The sequence below is a fragment of the Pseudarthrobacter leeuwenhoeki genome (assembly GCF_055412885.1).
On the sequence record NZ_JBVAYY010000001.1, the window covers coordinates 61,439 to 83,546 of the forward strand.

Below are 22,108 nucleotides of genomic sequence, written 5' to 3' on the forward strand. Positions count from 1 at the left end.
CGCTCAGCGCACCATCCGCAGAATCCGGACCGGGGTCCCGGCCAGCTCGTGCACCGTGGTGGCCCCGTCGGGGACGAAGCCGTTGCGCCGGTAAAAGGCGAAGGCGCGGGGGTTGTCCTCCGCAATCCAGAGGTACGCGCCGCCGTCGCCCACGGCCGCGTCCAGCAGCATCTGACCCGCCCCCGAACCGTAGTGGCTGGCGAGCACGTAGATGCCCTCCAATTCCCTGTGCCGGGGCCCGCCGTCATCGCGGCCGGCACCCGCACTCGCCCAGCCGACAATGTCCATCCCGGCGCAGGCCACCCGGATGTCCGAGACGGCGGCGGTGATGATCCCGCGCCACCGTTTCTCCCGCCGGCCTATCTGGATCCCCTGCACCGCCGGACGCAGAGCGAGGTGACCACGGTCCTGCTCCGCAGCGGCGGAACCGTGGATCCCGGGCGTTCGGCGGCTACCGGGTCCGCGGGGTCGAGGTGTGCCCCGAGGAAGCGTCCGAGGGGCTTGAGGAGGTGGAGCTCCGTGAGGGTCTGGGCCTTGTATCGTTCGCTGTCGATGTCCACGCCGCGCAGGCTGCTGGGTGATCCGCGGTCCCGGACAGAAAGCCACGGTCTCGGTTCTTGGCAGTGTTGTTACTCGCGGGTAACATAGTCCCCATGCATCTGCTTCTCCGCACGCTTGTCCTGCTGTTCACGTCCTCCCGCCGCTCCCCGCTGAGCATCTGGGAGACTTCGTCCTTGCCGTTGAAGGTCCTGCCGACGGACATTGACATCGCGATGCATGTCAACAACGGCATGTATTTTTCCCTGATGGACCTGGGCCGGTTCGACCTGATGGCCCGGAGCGGAATCTGGAAGGCCATGCGCCGCCGGGGATGGAGCCCCGTGTCGGCCGGGGAGACCATCGCCTTCCGCCGGTCGCTCCACCTGTGGCAGCGCTACACGATCGAAACGAAGATCATCGGCCTCGACGAGAAAGCCGTCTACTTCGAGCAGCGCATGGTGGCGGACGGGGAAATCTACGCCCGCGCCTTCATCGCCACCCGCATGGTCAGCAAGGGCAAGCCGGTCAGCCAGGAGGACATAATCCGCGAGTTCGGGGCGCCGCCGGCGGACCTGGAACTGCCCGAATGGATCCACGAATGGCGCGAAACCAATGCCCTGCCCGGCGCGCGGCGCCCGGCGCCCCACGTCTGGGCCTGAGCCGGTCCGGACCTAGGTTCCGACGTCGCGCCGGCTTAGTGCCACCGCGCTGAGCGCCACGAGAACGGCCGAAATTCCCCACAGCAAGCCCGCGGCCCCCCAGTCCGCCCCGTTGGCCACCGGGTTGTTGCCGTACGCCCAGCTGTAGGGTGAGAGGTTCAGGAGCCAGTCGACGTCCTTGCTTTGCCGGCCCACGGCGTTGAACACATAGCCCAGGACGCCGACGCCGGCGCCGGCGGCCAGCCCGTAGGTCTTCCGCCCCGACACGGCACCGGCGAAAAGTGCCGTGCTGCCCGAGAGCATGGTCAGCCCCGCGAACAGCACCGAGGCGCCAAAAAGGTTCTCCGGCCTGATGTTCAGCTGGGCGGAATCGGTCAGCAGCCGGATCAGCACGAACACAAGGGCCACGAGCAGCAGCACGCGCAGCAGGATGGCCAGCGCCCGTTCCAGGACCACCTGCGCGCGGGTCACACCGTGTGCCAGGGTGAGTTCCAGCTGGCCCGATTCCTCGTCCCCGCCGACCGCCGCCGCTCCCCACACCACCGAGGCGATGGTCATCAGCAGGAAGCCGATCAGCCCGAACATGGTGGCCTGGGTGTAGCCGGGTCCCGAGGTGATCTGGTCGTAGTTGAGGGCCTTGATCATTTCCGGCGGGAAGGCATCCATCACGCCCTGCATCTCCGGGCTTCCGCCGATCGAGGGATAGAGCGGCAGGTAGATGAAGATCGTGGCTGCGAGCCCTGCCGCCCACCCGAGGGTGGAACGCCAGGAGTCCACGAACGCCCGCGTGAACAGCGGCAGTGGCTTCCTCATGCGCCGTGTCCTTTGCGCCTGCGGCGTCCGTTGCCGCCGGTCCCGCTGCCGCGGATGGTGCCGTAGAGCTCGAGAACCGATTCCTCAAGGTCCGGGTCCTCCAGCACCAGTTCGGTGAGCTTGAGGGTGGCCAGGACCTGAAGCAGCGGCTGGATCGCGCCGCCCAGCGTGGCGGAGAGCTCGACGCCGTCGCCCGCCGGCAGCACCTCAAGGTGACCGATCCCGGGCACCGCTGCCAGCAGCGCGCCGGCGTCGGCCGCCGAAATCCCGGTGGCGGTGAACCGCACGTGCCGGACCGCGCCTTCCCGCAGGCTGTCCACGGTGGCGACCGTGATGATGCGGCCGTCGCGCAGGATCGCGACCGTGTCGGCGGCGTGCTGGACTTCGCTGAGCACATGGGAACTGAGGAAGACCGTCTGCCCGTTGGCCTGGGCCTCGCGGACCATGGTGAGGAATTCCTGCTGGACGAGGGGGTCCAGTCCGCTCGTCGGTTCGTCCAGCACGAGCAGCTCGGGATCATGCATAAAGGCCTGGACGAGCCCCAGTTTCTGCTTGTTGCCCTTGGAAAGCTTGCGGGTGTGCCGGTCCAGGTCCAGGCCCAGCCGTTCGGCCAGGTCATCGACCCGGCCCGGCCTGACGGGTCCGCTGATGTCCGCGTAATGGGACAAGAGCTTGCGGCCGGTGATCCGCCCCTCCAGGAACAGTTCACCGGGCAGGTATCCGATCCGGCGGCGGAGCGCCGGGCCCGCGGTCCGGGGGTTCTCGCCGAGCACCGCCGAGGTGCCGGCGGTGGGCCGGATGATGTCCAGCAGGCACCTCATGACTGTGGTCTTGCCCGCACCGTTGGGCCCGATCACGCCAAAGACGGAGCCCCTCTCGATGCCGAAGCTGACCCCGTGCAGGACTTCGCGGCGGCCGAACTTCTTGGTCAGGGAGTCGACCGTGATGGCCTGGCCGGGGGTTTTTACCTCGTCGGGGGGCATGGCGCCGATGCTAGGCGGTGGCCGCCGTGCGGGCTAGGGTCTGAGGGCCCCGGGCCGAATGGCAGGGTGCGCCGGAGGGCCGTCATCTGGATGTGCCAACAGCGAAATGCAGGGGACAATCAGGGGCTGCTCGCGTACCGTTGAGCCATGGCTACCGTAAACATTACAGGTGAACAGTTCGCATCTACCGTCGAGGACAATGACATTGTCCTCGTTGATTTCTGGGCCGAATGGTGCGGCCCGTGCAAGCAGTTCGGACCCACGTACGCCGCAGTTTCCGAGAAGCACCAGGACGTGGTCTTCTCCAAGGTGGACACCGAGGCCGAGCAGCAGCTCGCCGCCGAGGCCGGCATTACGTCCATCCCGACGTTGATGGCGTTCCGCGAGAAGGTGCTCGTGTTCTCCCAGCCGGGCGCGCTGAATGCCCAGCAGCTGGAGCAGGTCGTGGACGCCGTCAAGGCCCTCGACATGGAAGAAGTCCACGCGCACGTGGCCCGGTCCCAGGCCGAGGCCGCCGCGACGGACGGCAAGCAGGACGGCAGCCAGATCCCCGAGGCCTAGGCGCCTCCCTGGCCGTCAGACACCAACCCCCGGCAGACAGCAACGCGAGGTCACTCCGCGCCCATAATCCCAGGATTAATGGGCGCGGAGTGACCCCGCGTTGCTTGTGCTGGGGCTCGGCTAGGGCTTTACAAGCTGGACCGGCTCGGCCAGCAGGGCGCTGAGGGATTCATTGAGGTCCTGGACGGCGGTGCCTTTCGAGTGCTTGTCCAGGTCCTCCTGCGTGGCCCACTGTTCGGTCAGGACCAGCTTGTCCTCGCTGGCCTCGGTGAGCTCGTACCGGATGCAGCCGGGTTCGTTGACCACCTCGTCAATCGCGATCTCCAGCGCGAGCTTCACACGGAAGAACTCGCCGTCGTTGGGAATGAAGATGGCCTGCAGGTCAATGGGTGCGCTCATGGTTGTCACAATACCGGGCCGCGGCATCGTCTCCCGAAAATTTTGTAGGACATCCAAGCTTAACTCTTCTTTTGCGGGCGGAGTGTTGGTAGCGTCACATCATGCTTGCATACACAGCCGGGGACACTGACGTCCCGCTGCTCCAGGAAACCATCGGCGACAATTTCGAACGGATCGTGGCCCGGTTCCCCTTTCACGACGCCCTGGTCGAGGCCGCTGCCGTGCCGGGGGAAGAAGCCCGGCGCTGGAGCTACACCAAGCTGAACGACGACGTCGACCGTTTGGGGCGCGCGCTGCTCGCCCTGGGCGTGGCCAAGGGTGACCGGATCGGCATCTGGAGCCCGAACTGTGCCGAGTGGACCATCCTGCAGTACGCCACCGCCAAGGTCGGGGCGGTCCTGGTCAACGTCAATCCCGCGTACCGCAGCCATGAGCTGGAATTTGTGGTCAAGCAGAACGGCATGCGGATGCTCGTCGCGGCGCCGTCGGACCGCAACAGCGACTACACCGGCATGGCGCGGCAGGCGCTGGCCGAATGTCCGGAGCTGAGCGAACTCGTGTTCCTGCCCGACGGCGGCCTGCCCAGCCTCACCGCCGGCGTCCCAGATGCCCCGGCGGAGCGGACGTTCGCGGAGCTGCTCAAGCGCGCCGACGACGTCGCCCATGCCGCGTTGAAGGCGCGCATGGCCGAACTGGACCCCCACGACGCGATCAACCTGCAGTACACCTCCGGCACCACCGGCTTCCCCAAGGGGGCCACGCTCTCGCACTACAACATCCTGAACAACGGCTACTCGATCGGAGAGCTGCTGGAGTACACCGAACACGACCGGGTGGTGCTTCCGGTGCCTTTCTACCACTGCTTCGGCATGGTGATCGGAAACCTGGCCGCTCTCAGCCACGGTTGCGCCACCATCATCCCGGGCCGGGGGTTCACTCCCGCCGCGGCGCTGGAAGCCGTGCAGGACTTCGGCGGAACCTCGCTGTACGGCGTGCCGACGATGTTCATCGCCGAACTCGCGCTGCCGGATTTTGCCTCCTACGACCTCTCCACCCTGCGCACCGGGGTGATGGCGGGCTCGCTGTGCCCCATCGAGGTGATGAACCGTGTCATCTCGGAGATGAACATGGCGGATGTGGCCATCTGCTACGGCATGACGGAGACCTCGCCGGTGTCCACCATGACCCGCAGCGTGGACACCATGGCCCAGCGCACCCAAAGCGTGGGGCGGACCATGCCGCACCTGGAGAGCCAGGTGGTGGACCCGATGACCGGTGACGTGATGCAGCGCGGCGAGATCGGCGAACTGTGCACCCGCGGGTACTCCGTCATGAAGGGCTACTGGAACCAGCCGGACAAGACCGCCGAGGCAGTCGACGCCGACGGCTGGATGCATACCGGGGACCTCGCCCGGATGGACGAGGACGGCTATATCGTGATCGAGGGCCGGATCAAGGACATGGTGATCCGCGGCGGCGAGAACGTCTACCCCCGAGAAATCGAGGAGTTCCTGTACACCCACCCGGACATCCAGGACGTCCAGGTGATCGGCGTGCCGGACGCCAAGTACGGCGAGGAGCTGATGGCCTGCGTCATCCTCAAGCCCGGCGCCGCACTGCTGGATGCCGGCAGCCTGGCGGACTTCTGCCGCGGGAAGCTGGCGCACTACAAGATCCCGCGCTACGTGGACGTGCGCGAGGACTTCCCCATGACCGTCTCCGGCAAGATCCGCAAGGTGGACATGCGGCAGGAAGCAATGGCCCGGCTGAGCCTCTAACCACAACGCGGGGTCACATCCGGCCCATAAAAGCCTCCGGGATGGGCCGGATGTGACCCCGCGTTGTAGTGATGCCGGGGGGCCTGTGGATAACCTCTGCGCCGGGGCCGGGAGGCGGCCACAATGGGGCACATGGTCCGCATCGCGCCGCTCCCCGAAAGCCTCGCCCAGACGCCGTTCACCGTCTATGAGTCCCGCGTGCTGGGCATCCCGCCCAAGCGGCTGCGGGCGAAGGACCTGTCCGACGGCGGCCGGCTCATCTACCTTCCCGCCGGCCGGCATCTGGAGATCATCGAACGTGCCCGCGTGCTGACCGCCGCCACACCCGGCGCCTGGGTGTCGCACGAATCCGCCGCCGTCCTGACCCTGCTGGGCCTGCCCCCGTGGCTGGGCGGCTGTGCCAGCATCCACCTCAGCAAGCCGCATGAACTGCCCCGGGTCCGGCGGGCCGGGGTCACCGGCCACCGCGTGCGGTGCATACCGGGCGAGCTGACCGACGTCGACGGCGTCCCTGTGACGGCCCCGCCCCGGACCTGGCTGGATCTGGCCGCGGTCCTGCCGCTCAACTACCTGATCGCCCTTGGTGACCAGATCATCCGGATACCCCGGCCGGGGCTCGAGCAGAGGTCCGAACCGTACGCACAGAAGGAAGGGTTGCGGCTGCTCATTCGCCAGCATCCCAATATGAAGGGCGTGGAGAAGGCCCGGCTTGCCCTGGACGGGATGCGCGTGGGGGCAGACTCCTTCCCGGAGACCTTCCTCCGGCTGGCGTTGGTCGATGCTCGGCTGCCGGAGCCTGAGCTGCAACTGCAGCTCGACCCGGACGACAAGCGCTCGCCGGCCGCTGACCTGGGTTACCGGAGGTACCGGATCGCCCTGCAGTACGACGGCGCGCACCACCTCTCTCGCGAACAGCAGTCCCGGGACAACCGGCGGGACGAGGCGTTCCGCAGCGCCGGTTGGGCGTACTTCAAAGTCAACGCCGACGACCTGGCCGAGGACTTCGAAGGAGTCGTCGCCCGGATCAAGAGGGCCCGGCTCCGCCGCGGCTGACCAGCCCACAGCAACGCGGGGTCACGTAGCGCCCAAAAGGGGGCCCCGGACGGGCGCTATGTGACCCCGCGTTGCTTTTCGGAGGGGGGCGCGCTTAGTGGCTGCGGTGGTCCTGGATGGTCATCCGCGGGCCGAAGGTCGGTTTGCGGAAGCCGCTGAGGCCGATCATCCGGACCACGCGCTGCCGGTGCCCGGCCCACGGGGCCAGCAGCCGGAGCATCCCGGCGTCGTCTGTGCGGCGTCCGGTCAGCGCCGCCCCCACGTACGCCGCAAGATGGTAGTCGCCCACCGCAACCGAGTCCGGGCAGCCGTGCGTGCGCTGCACGACCTCCGCGGCGGTCCACGCGCCGATTCCGGGAATGGTCTGCAGCTTCGCGGAGGCCTCCGCGGCCGGGAGCACGGCAAGCCGTTCCAGCGCGTCGGCGGAGCGCAGCGCGCGCATAACGGCCGCCGAACGCTGCGGACCCACCCCGGCCTGGTGCCATTCCCAGGACGGGATACGCAGCCACTGCCCGGGAGTGGGCTGCACCATCAGATTCGCCGGGGCAACGGTGCCGGCGCCGGGGGCGGGGGTTCCGAAGCGGTACATCAGGTAGCGGTAGCCGCGCCGGGCCTCGATCACGGTGACCTTCTGCTCCAGGATCGTGGGCACGAGGGCGTCGACCAGGCGGCCGGTGGCGGGCAGCCGCACGGCGGGGTTCCGGCGCCGGGCCTGAACAACCATCCGCGGGAGGGTGGCGTGGAACGCGGGCTCATCAAAGGCGGACCAGTCGTCGTCGCGGCCCAGCATCCGCGGCGCGGAAGCGACGGCATCGAGGGCACCCGGCCCCCACGCCCGGACCTCGACGGCGGGATCCGCCGGCGGACAGTCCGACGGATAAGCCACCGTCAGCCGGAGCGAGGCCGGACCCGACGGCGTGGTGAACGCCATCCAGAGGCCGTCCGGTGCGGTGCGAATGGACGGATCGCCGCGCCCCCGCAGCAGCGTACCGATGGTCTGCATCAAGTCATAGGGACCGCCCGGGAGCCACCGCAGGGAGGCGTCCGCCGCAGCGGCGACGCCGGCCGGGAGCTCTGCAATGGTCACCCGACCATGATTCCACGAACGCCTGACAGCGGCTGCACCGGCGGCACCCGATGCACCGGCCGCGCCCGCCGCACGGGCCCGATTCCCTGGGTTCTTAGGAGCATGTGATGGCTGGTGGAGTAGTGCATTTCGAGATCCCCGCGGACGACGAGAACCGCGCCCGGGAGTTCTACAGTTCGATTTTCGGCTGGGAGTTCCAGGTGCTGCCGGAGATGGACTACAGCCTCGCGATGACCACACCGGTGGATGAACACGGCCGGCCCGCGGTGTCCGGATCCATCAACAGCGGACTGTTCCTGCGCACCGGCCAACTCACCGCCCCGGTCGTGACGGTGGATGTGGAGGACATTGGCGCCGCCCTGGAGCAAATCGTGGCGCGGGGCGGTTCCGTCCACCGGGAAAAATGGAGGTTCCGGGGTCTGGCTGGAACGCCTACTTCAAGGACTCCGAGGGCAACATTGTGGGCCTGTGGCAGGACGCGGCGCCGGCAGGGGAGGCGGCCGGCGCGTCTGCAGGAGGGGACGACATCGGGGCTTAGGCCCTGGCGGGCGGCCCCGGTGGGCGGCTCCGCCAGCGCCCCGGCCAGGGCTCCGCCGTGCCCCGGGGCCGCGTCTAGCGGGCGGAGACGGTAACTTTGTACGTATGAAGTACGCCCAGTCCGTTCTGGACCTCATCGGAAATACGCCGCTCGTCAAGCTGCACCACGTCACCGCAGGCATCGGGGCCACGGTCCTGGTGAAGCTGGAGTACCTGAACCCCGGCGGTTCCATCAAGGACCGCATCGCGGTGAAGATGATCGAGGAGGCCGAACGCACAGGCAAGCTCCTGCCCGGCGGCACCATCGTGGAACCCACCTCCGGCAACACCGGCGTCGGCCTGGCCCTCGTGGCCCAGCAGAAGGGCTACCGCTGCGTCTTCGTGGTGCCGGACAAGGTCGGCGAGGACAAGCGCGCCGTGCTCCGGGCCTACGGCGCCGAGGTCGTGGTGACGCCCACCGCCGTACCCCCCGACAGCCCGCAAAGCTACTACGGCGTCTCGGACCGGCTGGTCACCGAGATTCCCGGCGCCTACAAGCCCGACCAGTTTTCCAACCCGGCCGCCCCGACCAGCCACTACGAATCCACCGGCCCGGAAATCTGGCGCGACACGGACGGCCGGATCACGCACTGCGTGATCGGCGCCGGCACCGGCGGCACCATCACCGGTACCGGCCGGTACCTCAAGGAAGTCTCCGCCCACCGCGCGGAGGCCGACGGCGGCGTGGTCAAGATCATCGGCGCCGACCCGGCCGGTTCGGTCTACTCCGGGGGGACCGGCCGGCCGTACTTCGTCGAGGGTGTCGGGGAGGACATGTGGCCCTCCAACTACGACAAGTCCATTCCGGACAACGTCATCGCCGTCAGTGACGCCGACTCTTTCGAGATGACCCGGCGTCTGGCCCGCGAGGAAGGCCTGCTCGTTGGCGGCTCCTCCGGCATGGCCGTCGTCGCCGCCCTGAAGGTTGCCAGGGACCTGCCCGAGGACGCCGTCGTCGTCGTAATCCTGCCGGACTCCGGCCGCGGTTACCTGGCCAAGATCTTCAACGACCAGTGGATGCGCTCCTACGGCTTCCTGGCCAGCGGCGACGAAGCCTCCGTGGGCGAGATCCTCAAGGCCAAGACCGGGGAACTGCCCGATCTCGTGCACATCCACCCGAACGAGAGCGTCCGCGACGTCATCAACATCATGAACGAGTACGGCGTCTCCCACATCCCGGTGCTGTCCCAGGAACCTCCCGTGGTGATGGGCGAGGTCCTCGGCGCCGTTGACGAACGCACCCTGACCGCCAAGCTCTTCCGCGGCGAGGCCACCCTCTCGGACAAGATCTCCGAACACATGGAGGCCCGGCTGCCGGTGATCGGTTCGCTCGAATCGATCACCACGGCCCGTGAACTCCTCTCCGACACCGACACCCTCATGGTGACGTTTGTCGGCGCTCCGGTGGGGATCCTGACCCGGCACGACCTCCTCGCCTACCTGAGCAACTGAGCTCCGCAACCGACCTCAGTATCTGCAACAGCCACTGACCCGGCAGCCGGACCGCCCCCGGGGTGCCCGTCCGCCGGCCGAAAGGAACGCACATGTCTTTGCCAGAAAGCTCCTCCGCACCAACCCCCGGTTTCAACACCCGCGCCGTGCATGCCGGCCAGGAGTTCGAGCCGCGCACCGGCGCCGTCGTGCCGCCCGTGCACTTCTCCACCACCTACGCCCAGGAAGCGATCGGCGTGCTGCGCGCCGGCTACGAGTACGGCCGCGGCACCAACCCCACCCGCGACTCGCTGCAGGAACAGCTCGCCGCGCTGGAGGGCGGGACCGCCGCGTTCTCCTTCAGCTCCGGGCTCGCCGCCGAGGACTCCATGATCCGTGCGCTCACCCGCCCCGGTGACCACATCGTGCTCGGCAACGACGCCTACGGCGGCACCTACCGGCTGATCAGCCGGGTGCTGGGGGAGTGGGGCATCGGCAACACCCCGGTGGACATGTCCAACCTCGACGCCGTCGCGAAGGCCGTGGCGGCTGGTGGATCGAACGGGGGCAACACCCGCCTCGTGTGGGTGGAGACGCCGTCGAACCCGATGATGAAGATCACCGACATCGCGGCCCTCGCCACGCTGGCGCACGACGCCGGCGCCCTCCTCGTGGTGGACAACACCTTCGCCTCGCCGTACCTGCAGAACCCGCTGGCCCTCGGCGCCGACGTCGTGGTGCACTCCACCACCAAGTACATCGGCGGGCACTCCGACGTCGTCGGCGGCGCCATCATCGTCAACGACGCGGAGCTGGCCGAGAAGGTCGGCTTCGTGCAGTTCGCCGTCGGTGCGATCTCGGGCCCGATGGACGCGTTCCTGACCACCCGCGGCCTCAAGACCCTGGGCGTGCGGATGGACCGGCACAGCGACAACGCGCAGGCCGTGGCCGAATGGCTGCTGCAGCGCCCCGAGGTCGAGGCCGTGCTGTACCCGGGACTGCCCTCCCACCCCGGGCACGAGCTGGCCAAAAAGCAGATGAAGAAGTTCGGCGGCATGATCTCCGTGCAGTTCAAGGGCGGCGAGGCGGCAGCACGCAAGGTGGCCGAGTCCACCTCCGTGTTCACCCTGGCGGAGTCCCTCGGCGGGATCGAATCCCTGATGAACTACCCCTCGGAAATGACGCATGCCTCGGTCAAGGGCACCGAACTCGCCGTCCCGGTCAACCTCATCCGGCTCTCCTGCGGCATCGAGGACGTCGAGGACCTCATCGCCGACCTTGAGCAGGCCTTCGCGCAGCTTGATTCTGCCGCCGGCACGTCAGGCAGTTAAGCACCCGTGACCACCACCGTCAGGGCCACACCCTCCACCATGCGCGGCCGGCTCGCGACGGCGGCCGGCGCGCTCGCCGTCGTCGCCGCCCTGGTGGTGCTGTATTCGGCCTACATCCCGCTGATGAACGACTTCGAGGTGTATTACTACGGCGGCAGCCGGGTGCTGCAGACCGGAGAGGCCGGCGTCAACGAGCTCTACGCGCCGCGGGACGGGCTGCCGTTCACCTATCCGCCGTTCGCGGCGCTGCTGTTCGCGGCGATGGCGACGCTGGGCCAGGGCGGTGGCAGCCTGGTGTTCATCAGCACGGCGCTGCTGGGCGCCGCGACCGTGTCCGCCTGGCTTGCGCGGCACTACTTCCGCCTTGGAAGCTGGCGGAATGCGTTCGCCGACTGGCGCTTCCGGGCCGTGGCCCTGGCCGGCACGGCAGCGATCCTGCTCCTGGGTCCGTGGCGGGACACCTTCGACTTCGGCCAGATCAACATCATCCTGATGGGCCTGATCCTTGCTGACTTCGCGCTTTACGGGAAAGCCCGGGCCGGGCAGATCCGCTGGCCCGCGGGGCTGCTGATCGGCATCGCGGCCGGGATCAAGCTGACCCCGCTGGCGTTCGGGCTGTATTTCCTGGTCCGCCGCGATTTCAAGGCCCTCGGCTGGATGGCAGCGGGGTTCTTCGGCTCGATCGGACTGGCCTGGGCCCTGCTGCCCCACGCCTCGCTCACCTTCTGGACCAAGATCCTGCCGGACACCGGACGGATCGGCGGGCCGGCGTACGTGGACAACCTCTCGGTCAAAGGCCTGCTGCTGCACCTGGGACTCCCGGACTCCGGCCTGACCAGCATGCTGTGGCTGGTGCTCTCCCTGGCCCTGGCCGCGGTGGCCGCGCTCGTGATCAAGTGGGCGGTGGACGCTGACGAGAACTTCGTCGCGGTCTCGGCCACTGCCGTGCTGATGCTGCTGATCAGCCCGGTGTCCTGGTCCCACCACTGGGTGTGGATGGCCGTGGCACTGCCCTGCATGGGCTTCGCGATCCACCGGGTGCCGTCCCGGAACGGACGGATGCGCCTCGCCGGGTGGATCATCGTGGCGTTCTCGGCCCTGGCCTTCTACCTGACGCCCAAGTACCTTTCGGTCATGGGCGGGGCGGCCGAGTGGGGCAAGGATCCGCAGACCCAGTGGCAGCTCATCGTGGCGAGCCTTGGCGTGCTCTGCGGGATGGCCATGCTGGTGTACTGGGCGCTGGCCTACCGCCCTTCCCGCGCCGCGCTCCGCCAGGGGTCCTAGCGACTCCGTCTTTCCTGCCCGCCGCCAGGCCGGTCCGCATGGAAGCCACCCTGCCCGCCGCCAGGCCGGTCCGCATGGAAGCCGCCCCGTCCGCCGCCCCGTCCGCCGCCCCGTCTGCCGGGCCCCGGCGCACCGCAACACGGTCATCGTAACCGGCGTCGGCGGGCTGGCGGGAAGCGGGGCGGGCATCGCGCGCCGGCCGGGGCCGGCTCGGAACCCCGGCGGATGTGGCCGGTAGGGTGGCGTTCCTGTTTTCGCCCGATGGCCGCTGGGTGTCGGGCCAGCTGGTCAAGGCCGACGGCGGCTTCTCCGCCTGAGCGCCAGGGCTACCGGAAGGCGGCCAGTCCGGTGATGTGCTGGCCCAGGACCAGGGTATGGACCTCGTCGGTGCCCTCGTAGGTGCGCACGGACTCAAGGTTGGCGGCGTGCCGGAGCGGCGAATAGTCCAGGGTGATCCCGTTCCCGCCCAGGATGGTCCGGGCCTCGCGGGCGATCGCGATCGCCTCACGCACGTTGTTCAGCTTGCCCAGCGAGATCTGCTCGGGCCGCAGCTTGCCGGCATCCTTGAGCCGTCCCAGCTGCAGCGCCAGGAGCGTGCCCTTCTGGATCTCGAGCAGCATGTTCACGAGTTTCTCCTGCGTCAGCTGGTATCCCGCCAGCGGCTTGCCGAACTGCAGCCGCTCCTGCGAGTACTTCAGCGCGGCCTCGTAGGAGTCCCGGGCCGCACCCATCGCACCCCACGCGATCCCGTATCGGGCCTCGTTGAGGCAGCTGAACGGGCCACGCAGCCCCCGGGCTGCCGGAAGCAGGGCCTCCGGACCCAGCCGGACGCCGTCGAACGCGACATCACACTGGATCGAGGCGCGCATTGAGAGCTTCTGTCCGATCGGCGTCGCGGTGACCCCGGGGGTGCCGGCGGGGACCACGAAGCCGCGGACGCCATCCTCGGTCATCGCCCACACCACCAGCACGTCGGCCACCGAGGCGAGCCCGATCCAGCGTTTGGTGCCGTCCAGGATCCAGCCGGCGTCGTCGCCGGTGCCGTCGCGGCGGGCGAAGGTCTTCATGGCGGCAGGGTCCGAGCCGGCAGTTGGTTCGGTCAGCGCGAAGCAGCCGATCACTTCGCCGGCGGCCATCCGGGGGAGCCACTGAAGTTTCTGCTCCTCGGAGCCCCACTTGTGGATGGCTGTCATGGCCAGCGAACCCTGCACGGAGACGAAAGTCCGGATCCCGGAATCGCCGGCTTCCAGTTCCATCGCGGCCAGGCCGTATTCGACGGCGGAACGGCCCGGGCAGCCATAGCCCTCCAGATGCATTCCGAGGACGCCGAGTTCCCCCAGTTCGGGGGCCAGCTCCAGCGGGAAGACCCCCTCGTCGTACCAGCCCGCGATGCCGGGACGGATCCGCTGCTCGGTGAAATCGCGGACCCGCTCCCGGACGGCGAGTTCCCCGGCGCTCAGCAGGGAATCGATCGCCAGGACGTCGGACACGTCTGTTCCTTCAGAACCATGGGGAAAACCAGCTTCGTTGCTCATTCCAGCATCCTACGGTCTTGGCGCAACTGCCCGCCCGGCCTTCCCGCCCAGTTACTTCCGGACACGTGCCCGGATCCTGGCCAACACGCCGGTGTCGCAGGGCATTCGGTGTCCGGGCGGGAAAGTAACTGGGCAGGAGCGTCGCGCTGGTTCGGCGGCACATGGTCTCGGTGGCGCACGGTTCGGCGGCACATGGTCTCGGTGGCGCACGGTTCGGCGGCACATGGTCTCGGTGGCGCACGGTCTCCGCGGCGCGGGGGACATGCCCCATGGGCGGTCCCGGGGCCCAGGCCTACACTGGTGCCATGGACACCGCTTCTGTGCTTGCCGTCTGCCGCGTACACCAGTTGCTGGCCGACCCCGGAAGCGTGGGCGTGACAGCGATCGACAAACGGCCCGTGGCCGGGCCGGTCAGGGTGCACAGGCTCGGGCTGCGCGGGGACGTCCAGGCCAGCCGGGTCGACCACAGCGGGGAGGACCAGGCGCTCTACGCTTACTCCCAGGACGACGCGGACTACTGGGCCGCGGAGCTTGGCCGTGAACTGCCGCCGGGGATCTTCGGGGAGAACCTGCGCCTGGCCGGCATCAGCGCCACCAACGCCATCATCGGCGAACGCTGGAAGATCGGACTTGACGTCGAAGTCGAGGTGACTTCCCCCCGCACGCCCTGCGCGACATTCCAGCGCCGGATGCATGAGCCGCACTGGGTCAAGCGATTCGGCGACGCCGGCCGGGTGGGGACGTATCTGCGGGTGGTTCGGGTGGGCAGTATCCAGGCGGGCGACCACATCCACCAGATCTTCCTTCCCACCCACGGGGTGACCATCGGCACATGGTTCAGCGACCCCACGGTGGGAGCCATGGAGGCCCTGCGGGACGCCGACGCCGACGGGGAGATCCGCCTCCAGCCCGAGTACCAGGGGGAGTTCGCGAAGCTTCAGCGCCGCCTCGGGGTGTAGCGGACCGGGTGCCCGTGTGCGCAAGCTCACCGCCGTTGTGGGCCCCTGCATTACCCATGGGCGGATCCATGCCCTACAATTGAACTATCCCCCACTCCGGAAATCCCTTATTTCCTGCCCGATTCTTGAGGCAAGACTGGTAAGTGTTGGGGCCCGCGCAATTGAGATGCGGGCATTTTCATAGGGAGAGCCGGCTAAAGAAAACGCTGTACAGACTGCTGGGATAGCAGCCAAGAGATGCAGCGGGAAGTCCTGCCACGGGATTGCGAAAGCGCCGGGCTTCTATGTGACCGGCCGGTCAAAATATGTCCGGCGATTTCGGTCACGCGTACTGCGGCTCCGCTCACCTCGGGTTGTGCCGCTTGGCCCCTATGGATGAGGATATTTCACCTATGCCCGAAAATCAGAACAACTCCGTCGAAACCGAAACTGTCCAGACCGACGTCGAGACTTCTGAAACGGCTGCCCCCGCAGCCGGCTCCGCCCCGGTATTCACCGAGGCTCCTGCGAACACCGACGCTCCGGCTGCTGCCGAAGCTGCTCCGCAGGCCGAAGCCCCGGCTGCCCCCGCGAAGGAAGACGACGCCGAAGATGAAGGCGTCAAGTTCGCGGACCTCGGCATCGACGCCCGCGTCCTTGCAGCCCTGCAGGACGTTGGCTACGAGAAGCCGTCCCCGATCCAGGCAGCAACCATCCCGCTGCTGCTCGAAGGCCGCGACGTCGTGGGCCTGGCCCAGACCGGCACCGGTAAGACTGCAGCATTCGCAGTACCGGCGCTGTCCCGTCTGGCCGAGCTCCACGACCTCAATGGCCCGTCCCGCAAGACCCAGGCCCTGGTGCTCGCTCCGACCCGTGAGCTGGCCCTTCAGGTCGCCGAGGCCTTCACCTCCTACGCCAAGCACATCGACGACTTCACCGTCCTCCCGGTGTACGGCGGCTCCGCCTACGGCCCCCAGCTCAACGGCCTGCGCCGCGGTGCCCAGGTTGTCGTCGGTACCCCCGGCCGCGTGATCGACCACATCTCCAAGGGTTCCCTCGACCTGTCCGAACTCCAGTACCTGGTGCTGGACGAGGCTGACGAGATGCTCCGCATGGGCTTCGCCGAAGACGTGGAGCAGATCTTCCAGCAGACCCCCGCAGGCCGCCAGGTTGCACTGTTCTCCGCCACGATGCCGAGCCAGATCCGCCGGCTGTCCAAGCAGTACCTGAACAACCCGGCCGAGGTGCAGGTCAAGTCCAAGACCACCACGGGCGCCAACACCCGCCAGCGCTACCTGCAGGTCATGGGCCCGCACAAGCTCGACGCACTGACCCGCATCCTCGAGGTCGAGCCGTTCGAAGGCGTCATCGCCTTCGTCCGGACCAAGATGGCCACCGAGGACCTCGCCGACAAGCTGCGTGCACGGGGCTTCCAGGCCGCCGCCATCAACGGCGACATCCCGCAGCAGCAGCGCGAACGCACGGTCGAGGCCCTGCGTGACGGCAAGATCGACATCCTGGTCGCCACCGACGTCGCGGCCCGCGGCCTTGACGTTGAGCGCGTCAGCCACGTGGTCAACTACGACATCCCGCACGACACCGAGTCCTACGTGCACCGCATCGGCCGCACCGGCCGTGCAGGCCGTTCCGGCGACGCGATCCTGTTCATGACGCCGCGGGAGAAGTACCTGCTGCGGTCCATCGAGAAGGCGACCCGCCAGCCGGTGGAGCAGATGCACCTGCCCACCGCCGAGTCGGTCAACACCCTGCGCCTGGGCAAGTTCGCGGAGAAGATCACCGAGACCCTCGCCTCCGAGGATGTTTCGTCGTTCCGCGACCTCATCGCCTCCTACGAGGAAGAGCACAACGTGCCGGCCGCGGAAATCGCTGCCGCACTGGCAGTGATGGCCCAGGGCGGCCAGCCGCTGCTGGTGAAGGAACTGCCTGCTGCTCCTGAATTCCAGAAGCGCGAACGCGCCAAGGACGGCTTCGGCTCCCGCGGCCCGACCCGCACCCTGACCGAGGGCAACGCCACCTACCGGATCGCCGTCGGACGCCGCCAGCGCGTCATGCCGGGTTCCATCGTTGGCGCCATTGCCAACGAAGGCGGCATCTCCTCGGCCCAGATCGGCGGCATCGACATCCGCGCCGACCACTCCCTCGTGGAGCTCCCGGCGGACCTGAGCGCCGACCAGCTGAAGGCCCTGTCCCGCACCCGGATCGGCGGCGAGCTGATCCACCTCGAGCTGGACAACGGCCGCAAGCCCTCCGGGGAGCGCGGCAGCTACCAGGGTGGCGGCCAGGGCGGCAGCCGCGGCGGCGACCGTGGCGGTTACGCCGCTGGCGGCGACCGTGGAGGAAACTTCAAGGGCAACGGCGGCTTCAAGCGGGAATTCCGCAAGAGCGACGGCGAGCGGTCCTCCGCTGACCGTGGCGGACGCTCCTTCAGCGACCGCAACGAACGCGGAGTAGGCACCGACGCGGCCCGCAAGCCGCGCACCGAGGGCGGCTTCAAGCCCCGCACCAAGTGGTAACCATCAGCCGCTAGGCTCTGCAGCACCCTGAGGAACGGGCCGGCCCACCAGCCGGCCCGTTCCTCGTTAAGTTCCCTTGGTCACATCGGCACGTCCGGCGGTGGCGCCGGGCTGCCCCGCGCGTCCCCGACGGGCCTCCGTGACCCCGGATTTCCGCCGATTGTGACGCAGCAGGGACCGTCGAGGCCCCGATTTGTTGGGAGCGGAATCTTCCGGTAAAGTATTTACTCGTTGCCCCCCTAGCTCAGTGGTAGAGCGCGTTCTTGGTAAGAACGAGGTCACCGGATCGATTCCGGTGGGGGGCTCTGAATGAGGGCCTGTGTCAAGGCGGTTTTTGACCGGCTTAGCGCAGGTTTTCCTCATTTATGGCGGCGTAGCTCAGTTGGTTAGAGCGCACGACTCATAATCGTGAGGTCGGGAGATCGAGCCTCCCCGCCGCTACAGAAAGACCCTTCAGGCCCAGCCTGCGGGGTCCTTTTGTTTTAACCCCCGTTGCCCTATCACTCCGGGTGCCCTAACGGGCTTCTTGGCCGCGATAAGTGGTAGCGCAACGGTTGCAGCTTCGGGTTTGTGGGACAGAATAGGTCCATGACACGAATCGCAATCATTGGCGGCCACGGCAAGGTGGCTCTGGAACTGTCCCGCATCCTCTCCGGGGAGGGAATGGACGTGACGTCCTTCATCCGCAACCCGGACCACCGGGAGGACGTCGCGGCAACGGGCGCCACTGCCGTTGTTCTGGATGTTGAACATTCGACGACGGCGGAGATCGCCGAGGCGTTCGGGAACCACGACGCCGTGGTCTGGTCGGCCGGCGCCGGCGGCGGCGGAAGCCCCGAGCGGACCTACGCCGTGGACCGGGATGCCGCCATCCGGTCGATGGACGCGGCGGCCGCGGCCGGCGTCGGGCGGTACATCATGGTCTCCTACCTGGGCGCGGGGCCGGATCACGGTGTCCCCGAGGACAACGGCTTCTTCGTGTATGCCGAGGCCAAGGCCGCCGCGGACGCGTACCTGCGCGGAACGGACCTGGACTGGACCATCCTGGGTCCCGGAGCCCTCACTGACGGTCCCGGCAACGGCCTGATCGAGGTGAACCCTGCGGACACTTCCGACGGCTCGGAGACGGCCCGCGCCAACGTGGCCCTCGTCGCCGCGGCAGTGCTGGGGCTGCCCTCCACGGCCGGGCGCACCATTGAATTCCGGGACGGCACCCTGCCTCTGGCGGCCGCCCTGGAGCCCGTGAGCTAGCGTGAAAACAGGGCCTCACCACGGTCTTAGCCGGCTTGGCTGAGGGGTTCCAGGGTGACGGTGAAGCCGGGTTACTCGAACCGTTGCACGGCCCGTGCCCGGGTTCGGGCGGGTTGGCGTTTGGCGAAGTAGTCCGGCGCGGGGGTCGGCGTTGCCTTCGCCGTCGGCGAGCAGGTGCCGGGCTGCGGTGAGGATCGCGTGTTCGATGGCGACTATGGCTTTCATTGGTCCGCGGCGGGCAGCGCTGCGCCGGTATTTGGCGGACAGGTAGGTGTCCTTGCTCCGGGACGCGGAGAGCGCCGCCGTGCCCAGGGCGGCTTTGAGGTATTTGTTGCCGGGCAGGATGTGCGCGGATGTGATCCGGCTGGCGGATTCGTCGGAGCCGGGACAGGCCCCGGCCCGCCGGGCCGCCACTGCCGGCGGACCAAGCGTTTAAAAGGAGGGCGGCCTGATTATTCCGAGCAACTGCTCCTCGCTTCTTCGCGGGTTGTTGTAACCCCGACGCGGTTGCCCTGAGGACAGGGCGGCGCCGCCAGACCCTGAAACGGTTGAGTCCGCCCCCGCCAGCGAATGTGGCGGGAGCGGACTCCTTCTTACTTGCGGCCGGCTATCTGAACCCGCGGCATTTCAAACACCTGCGCCTGCGCGGGCTGTCCCGCAATCACAGCTCAAGCGAGCCTGCAGATCAAGGGGATTCGGTAAAACCCCGAATCCTCTAAGCCAAGGCGAAACTTGTTCGCATGGACTAGGGAACGACCACGCTGCCTCGCTGAGGGGACCAGTTGATGGCCCCATTCTGGAACCTCTGGGTGCACCCGCCGTCGGCGAGGCCGCAGGTCTCATTGGTGGTGGGGTAGCCGAGTTTGCCGTTTTCGTAGCCGAGGGTTCCCCAGGTGGCGCGGATGGGCCCTGAGGTGGCGTAGGCGCCGATGCCGGGGGCGTAGTGGATGGTGCCGCCCTGGAACCCCTGGTAGCAGCCGCCGTTGACGAGTCCGCAGATTTCATTCGTGGTCGGGTAGCCGAGCTTGCCGTTTTCGTAGCCCAGGGTGCCCCAGCTGGCGCGGATGCCGCCCCAGGTGGCGTAGGCGCCGACACCGGGGGAGTAGTGGATGGTGCCGCCCTGGAACCCCTGGTAGCAGCCGCCGTTGGCGAGTCCGCAGATTTCGTTGGTAATGGGGTAACCGAGCTTGCCGTTCTCGTAGCCCAGGGTGCCCCAGGTGGCGCGGATACCGCCCCACGTGGCGCGGGCACCGGTGGCGGGGGAGTAGTGGATGTCGCCGCCCTGGAAGGACTGGTAGCACCCGCCGTTGGAGAGCCCGCAGATTTCGTTGGTGGTCGGGTAGCCGAGTTTGCCCCTTTCGTAGCCGAGGGACCCCCACGTGGCCCGGACCGGTCCGGAGGTGCCGTGGGCGCCGGTGGCGGGGGAGTAGTGGATGTCGCCGCCCTGGAAGGACTGGTAGCACCCGCCGTCGGGGAGTCCGCAGATTTCGTTGGTGGTCGGGTAGCCGAGTTTGCCCCTTTCGTAGCCAAGGGCTCCCCACGCTGTGCGGATGCCGCCCCAGGTGGCGTAGGCGCCGGTGGCGGTGGTGAAGTGGATGGTGCCGCCCTGGAACCCCTGGTAGCAGCCGCCGCTGGCGAGTCCGCAGATTTCGTTAGTGGTCGGGTAGCCGAGTTTGCCGTTTTCGTAGCCGAGGGCGCCCCACGCGGTGTGGATTCCCGCCAGTGTGGCGTAAGCGCCGGTGCCCGGAGCGTAGTGGATACTGCCGGACTGGAACGACTGATAGCAGCCGCCATCCCGCAAGCCACAGATGACGCCAGACGTGGCGCTTCCCAGCGATGTTGTGGTGGACGCGACAGACTCGATGGCTTTCGCCGCCGTTGCGGCCATTGATTCAATCGTGACCCCGGCAGCCGAACTCGAGATCCAGTCGATCGTCACCCGGGTGCCGGCGTGGGTGGTAAACGTCTGACCGGCCTGCCATGCCTGGTTGGAGCTGTAGTAGCCGCTGAAAGTGGTGGTGCTGGGCTGCAACGCGATGGAGCCTGCGCCGTAACCCTGGACAACTTTGACCCCGCGGTTGCCGTTCACGGCCGTGGCCGCGTCGTTGCCCACCGGAAGGCGAAGTTCCAGGTAGTAGTCCTCGCCGCTGATGGGATCCGCGAACCTAAGGGCACGGTAGTCGTCCGCGCTTCCCCAAGCCTTCAACTGGTAGGAGTTCTTGCCCGCGGCTTTTCCAATGTTCCTCACCTCGTTTCCGGAACCGAATCCGCCAAACTCATAAATGGGGGAGCTGATCACCGGCTGGCTGGTCTGTGATACCCCCATCAGGTCAAGGTTGTCCTTGTATTCCTCGATGCTGCATGTGCCGTTGGTGAACGATCCGTCCGGGTTACTGGCGCTGTCCACGGCTCCGTTCGCACACTTGAGCCGGCTGGCATGCATCAGCCCCAGGACGTGCCCGAATTCGTGGGTCAGGACGCTCTTGGTCAGCGGTGCCGGGAGCGGCATGAGGACGCGTCCGCTGGTGCCGTTGTAGCTCCAGCCCGCACCATAGGCCCCATCGGACAGCGTCTGCGTGGATACGAACACCACAAGCGCCGTGTAGGGACTGGGGACCCACCCGATTTCGCCGGCGATCGTGTTCATCATGGAGGAATAGCTCTGGGTGGAGGTTGCCTTGCTCGACCTGTTTTCGACGGTGGCGACGCTCATGGACAGCCGGCCGTTCGATACGGCCTGCCAGTACTCGCTGCTGGTCTGGATGGCGGCCCGGGCGTCCCCCTCCGGGATGGTCGCTTTCTTGTCCGCCAACTGGACCATGACGAGCTTCACCTTGATATCACCGCTCCGGGCGAGGGAGTAGGCCTCGGTCGCTGCCGTGTGCTGCTCGGCGCCCTTGGACCCGTGTCCCTCCGTGCCGCGGCTGGAGGTGGGATTGCTGCCGCCGATGACCTCCGTGAACAGCGGCTCCGGACCCGTCAGAGTCTCCGACTCCACCGTGGCCGGGGGTGCCGTGGCTGCTGTTGGCGCGGGCGCCGGGGTGGCTGACGCCGTCGACGTGGGAAGTGGTGTGGCAGTGATTGAGGCTGTCGACGCAGGCGTCGGCGCCGGATCAGCGAGAGCCGGCGAGAGCGTCACCGCGGTGAGTGAGGCAAGAGTAACAACGAACGCTGCCAGCAGCGCCGTCGTCTTCCGTACTGAGTTCACGTTTCGTCTTTCATGAGACCGCCGCCCCACTGAACACTCAGCAGAACGGCCGGGAGACCGGGAAGTGAGGCCAGTCTAGGAACGGCGCATCGCCAGAAACGGGAACCTGCACCAAACCTGCGTCTTCAGCAGCGAATCATTGCTTAA

Annotated in this window: 20 protein-coding genes, 2 tRNA genes and 2 pseudogenes; 15 read left to right on the top strand and 9 right to left on the bottom strand. The window is 67.7% G+C overall.

The annotated features are described in order from the left end of the window. Window positions 1-3: 3 nt before the first annotated feature. Both ACZYX4_RS00315 and ACZYX4_RS00320 read right to left on the bottom strand, forming a co-directional pair. Window positions 4-378, bottom strand: coding sequence for an N-acetyltransferase family protein (locus ACZYX4_RS00315; RefSeq protein WP_463872869.1), 375 nt, complete (start codon window positions 376-378; stop codon window positions 4-6). Continuing rightward, on the bottom strand, window positions 360-560 hold the full coding sequence (locus tag ACZYX4_RS00320; protein ID WP_463872870.1) for a hypothetical protein: 201 nt from the start codon (window positions 558-560) through the stop codon (window positions 360-362). Before ACZYX4_RS00320 ends, ACZYX4_RS00315 begins: the two co-directional genes overlap by 19 nt. Before the next feature lie 93 nt (window positions 561-653). Between ACZYX4_RS00320 and ACZYX4_RS00325 the strand changes: the two genes are divergently transcribed. Further along, entirely contained in the window at window positions 654-1,199 is a 546-nt protein-coding gene (locus ACZYX4_RS00325; RefSeq protein WP_463872871.1) for an acyl-CoA thioesterase, read from the top strand. Between the two features lie 12 nt (window positions 1,200-1,211). Here the strand turns inward: ACZYX4_RS00325 and ACZYX4_RS00330 are convergent, their stop codons facing one another. Next, window positions 1,212-2,012, bottom strand: coding sequence for an ABC transporter permease subunit (locus ACZYX4_RS00330; RefSeq protein WP_463872872.1), 801 nt, complete (start codon window positions 2,010-2,012; stop codon window positions 1,212-1,214). Beyond that, window positions 2,009-2,995, bottom strand: coding sequence for an ABC transporter ATP-binding protein (locus ACZYX4_RS00335; RefSeq protein WP_463872874.1), 987 nt, complete (start codon window positions 2,993-2,995; stop codon window positions 2,009-2,011). Before ACZYX4_RS00335 ends, ACZYX4_RS00330 begins: the two co-directional genes overlap by 4 nt. A 147-nt stretch (window positions 2,996-3,142) precedes the next feature. Between ACZYX4_RS00335 and trxA the strand changes: the two genes are divergently transcribed. Then, on the top strand, window positions 3,143-3,556 hold the full coding sequence (gene trxA, locus ACZYX4_RS00340; RefSeq protein WP_463872876.1) for a thioredoxin: 414 nt from the start codon (window positions 3,143-3,145) through the stop codon (window positions 3,554-3,556). A 120-nt stretch (window positions 3,557-3,676) separates the two neighbouring features. On the opposite strand, the gene ACZYX4_RS00345 is transcribed toward trxA, so the two are convergent. Then, window positions 3,677-3,955: a putative quinol monooxygenase gene (locus ACZYX4_RS00345; RefSeq protein WP_463872877.1), complete on the bottom strand. Its 279-nt coding sequence runs from the start codon at window positions 3,953-3,955 to the stop codon at window positions 3,677-3,679. A gap of 101 nt (window positions 3,956-4,056) precedes the next feature. Between ACZYX4_RS00345 and ACZYX4_RS00350 the strand changes: the two genes are divergently transcribed. Both ACZYX4_RS00350 and ACZYX4_RS00355 read left to right on the top strand, forming a co-directional pair. After that, complete coding sequence (locus tag ACZYX4_RS00350; protein WP_463872878.1) at window positions 4,057-5,733, top strand: AMP-binding protein; 1,677 nt, start codon at window positions 4,057-4,059, stop codon at window positions 5,731-5,733. 132 nt (window positions 5,734-5,865) lie between these two features. Next, complete coding sequence (locus tag ACZYX4_RS00355; protein WP_463872879.1) at window positions 5,866-6,786, top strand: endonuclease domain-containing protein; 921 nt, start codon at window positions 5,866-5,868, stop codon at window positions 6,784-6,786. Between the two features lie 94 nt (window positions 6,787-6,880). Here ACZYX4_RS00355 and ACZYX4_RS00360 read toward each other — a convergent pair whose 3' ends face one another. Beyond that, window positions 6,881-7,873 carry a DNA-3-methyladenine glycosylase family protein gene (locus ACZYX4_RS00360; protein ID WP_463872881.1) on the bottom strand — a complete coding sequence of 331 codons (993 nt, stop codon included), beginning with the start codon at window positions 7,871-7,873 and terminating at the stop codon, window positions 6,881-6,883. A 107-nt stretch (window positions 7,874-7,980) separates the two neighbouring features. Between ACZYX4_RS00360 and ACZYX4_RS00365 the strand changes: the two are divergent. The 6 genes and pseudogenes from ACZYX4_RS00365 to ACZYX4_RS00390 all read left to right on the top strand — a co-directional run. After that, window positions 7,981-8,223, top strand: a pseudogene (locus tag ACZYX4_RS00365) (VOC family protein); the annotation flags it as partial. Between the two features lie 53 nt (window positions 8,224-8,276). Continuing rightward, window positions 8,277-8,411, top strand: a complete 135-nt coding sequence (locus ACZYX4_RS00370; RefSeq protein WP_463873205.1) for a VOC family protein — start codon at window positions 8,277-8,279, stop codon at window positions 8,409-8,411. A gap of 104 nt (window positions 8,412-8,515) precedes the next feature. Further along, on the top strand, window positions 8,516-9,901 hold the full coding sequence (locus tag ACZYX4_RS00375; RefSeq protein WP_463872883.1) for a cystathionine beta-synthase: 1,386 nt from the start codon (window positions 8,516-8,518) through the stop codon (window positions 9,899-9,901). A 92-nt stretch (window positions 9,902-9,993) separates the two neighbouring features. Continuing rightward, the gene (locus ACZYX4_RS00380; protein WP_463872885.1) at window positions 9,994-11,211 is read left to right on the top strand and encodes a cystathionine gamma-synthase; all 1,218 of its coding nucleotides are present in this window, start codon (window positions 9,994-9,996) and stop codon (window positions 11,209-11,211) included. A gap of 6 nt (window positions 11,212-11,217) precedes the next feature. Further along, entirely contained in the window at window positions 11,218-12,495 is a 1,278-nt protein-coding gene (locus ACZYX4_RS00385) for a glycosyltransferase 87 family protein (protein ID WP_463872886.1), read from the top strand. Window positions 12,496-12,692: 197 nt separating this feature from the next. After that, a pseudogene (locus ACZYX4_RS00390) lies at window positions 12,693-12,812 on the top strand (SDR family oxidoreductase); the annotation flags it as partial. Window positions 12,813-12,821: 9 nt separating this feature from the next. On the opposite strand, the gene ACZYX4_RS00395 reads toward ACZYX4_RS00390, so the two are convergent. Then, a complete protein-coding gene (locus ACZYX4_RS00395) occupies window positions 12,822-14,030 on the bottom strand; it encodes an acyl-CoA dehydrogenase family protein (RefSeq protein WP_463872887.1) in 1,209 nt (402 codons plus the stop codon). 305 nt (window positions 14,031-14,335) lie between these two features. On the opposite strand from ACZYX4_RS00395, the gene ACZYX4_RS00400 reads away from it, so the two are divergent. From ACZYX4_RS00400 to ACZYX4_RS00420, 5 genes are all read left to right on the top strand, one after another. Beyond that, on the top strand, window positions 14,336-14,989 hold the full coding sequence (locus ACZYX4_RS00400) for an MOSC domain-containing protein (protein ID WP_463872889.1): 654 nt from the start codon (window positions 14,336-14,338) through the stop codon (window positions 14,987-14,989). A gap of 392 nt (window positions 14,990-15,381) precedes the next feature. Further along, window positions 15,382-17,502 (top strand): DEAD/DEAH box helicase, encoded by a 2,121-nt coding sequence (locus ACZYX4_RS00405; protein WP_463872890.1) that lies wholly within the window; start codon window positions 15,382-15,384, stop codon window positions 17,500-17,502. Between the two features lie 233 nt (window positions 17,503-17,735). Then, window positions 17,736-17,807: transfer RNA gene (locus tag ACZYX4_RS00410), tRNA-Thr, on the top strand. A 62-nt stretch (window positions 17,808-17,869) separates the two neighbouring features. Further along, window positions 17,870-17,943, top strand: a tRNA-Met gene (locus ACZYX4_RS00415). A 147-nt stretch (window positions 17,944-18,090) separates the two neighbouring features. Next, window positions 18,091-18,753: an NAD(P)-binding oxidoreductase gene (locus tag ACZYX4_RS00420; RefSeq protein WP_463872892.1), complete on the top strand. Its 663-nt coding sequence runs from the start codon at window positions 18,091-18,093 to the stop codon at window positions 18,751-18,753. 15 nt (window positions 18,754-18,768) lie between these two features. Here the strand turns inward: ACZYX4_RS00420 and ACZYX4_RS00425 are convergent, their stop codons facing one another. Then, window positions 18,769-19,167: a hypothetical protein gene (locus tag ACZYX4_RS00425; protein WP_463872893.1), complete on the bottom strand. Its 399-nt coding sequence runs from the start codon at window positions 19,165-19,167 to the stop codon at window positions 18,769-18,771. Between the two features lie 331 nt (window positions 19,168-19,498). After that, on the bottom strand, window positions 19,499-21,961 hold the full coding sequence (locus ACZYX4_RS00430; RefSeq protein WP_463872894.1) for an LGFP repeat-containing protein: 2,463 nt from the start codon (window positions 21,959-21,961) through the stop codon (window positions 19,499-19,501). Window positions 21,962-22,108 lie beyond the last annotated feature (147 nt).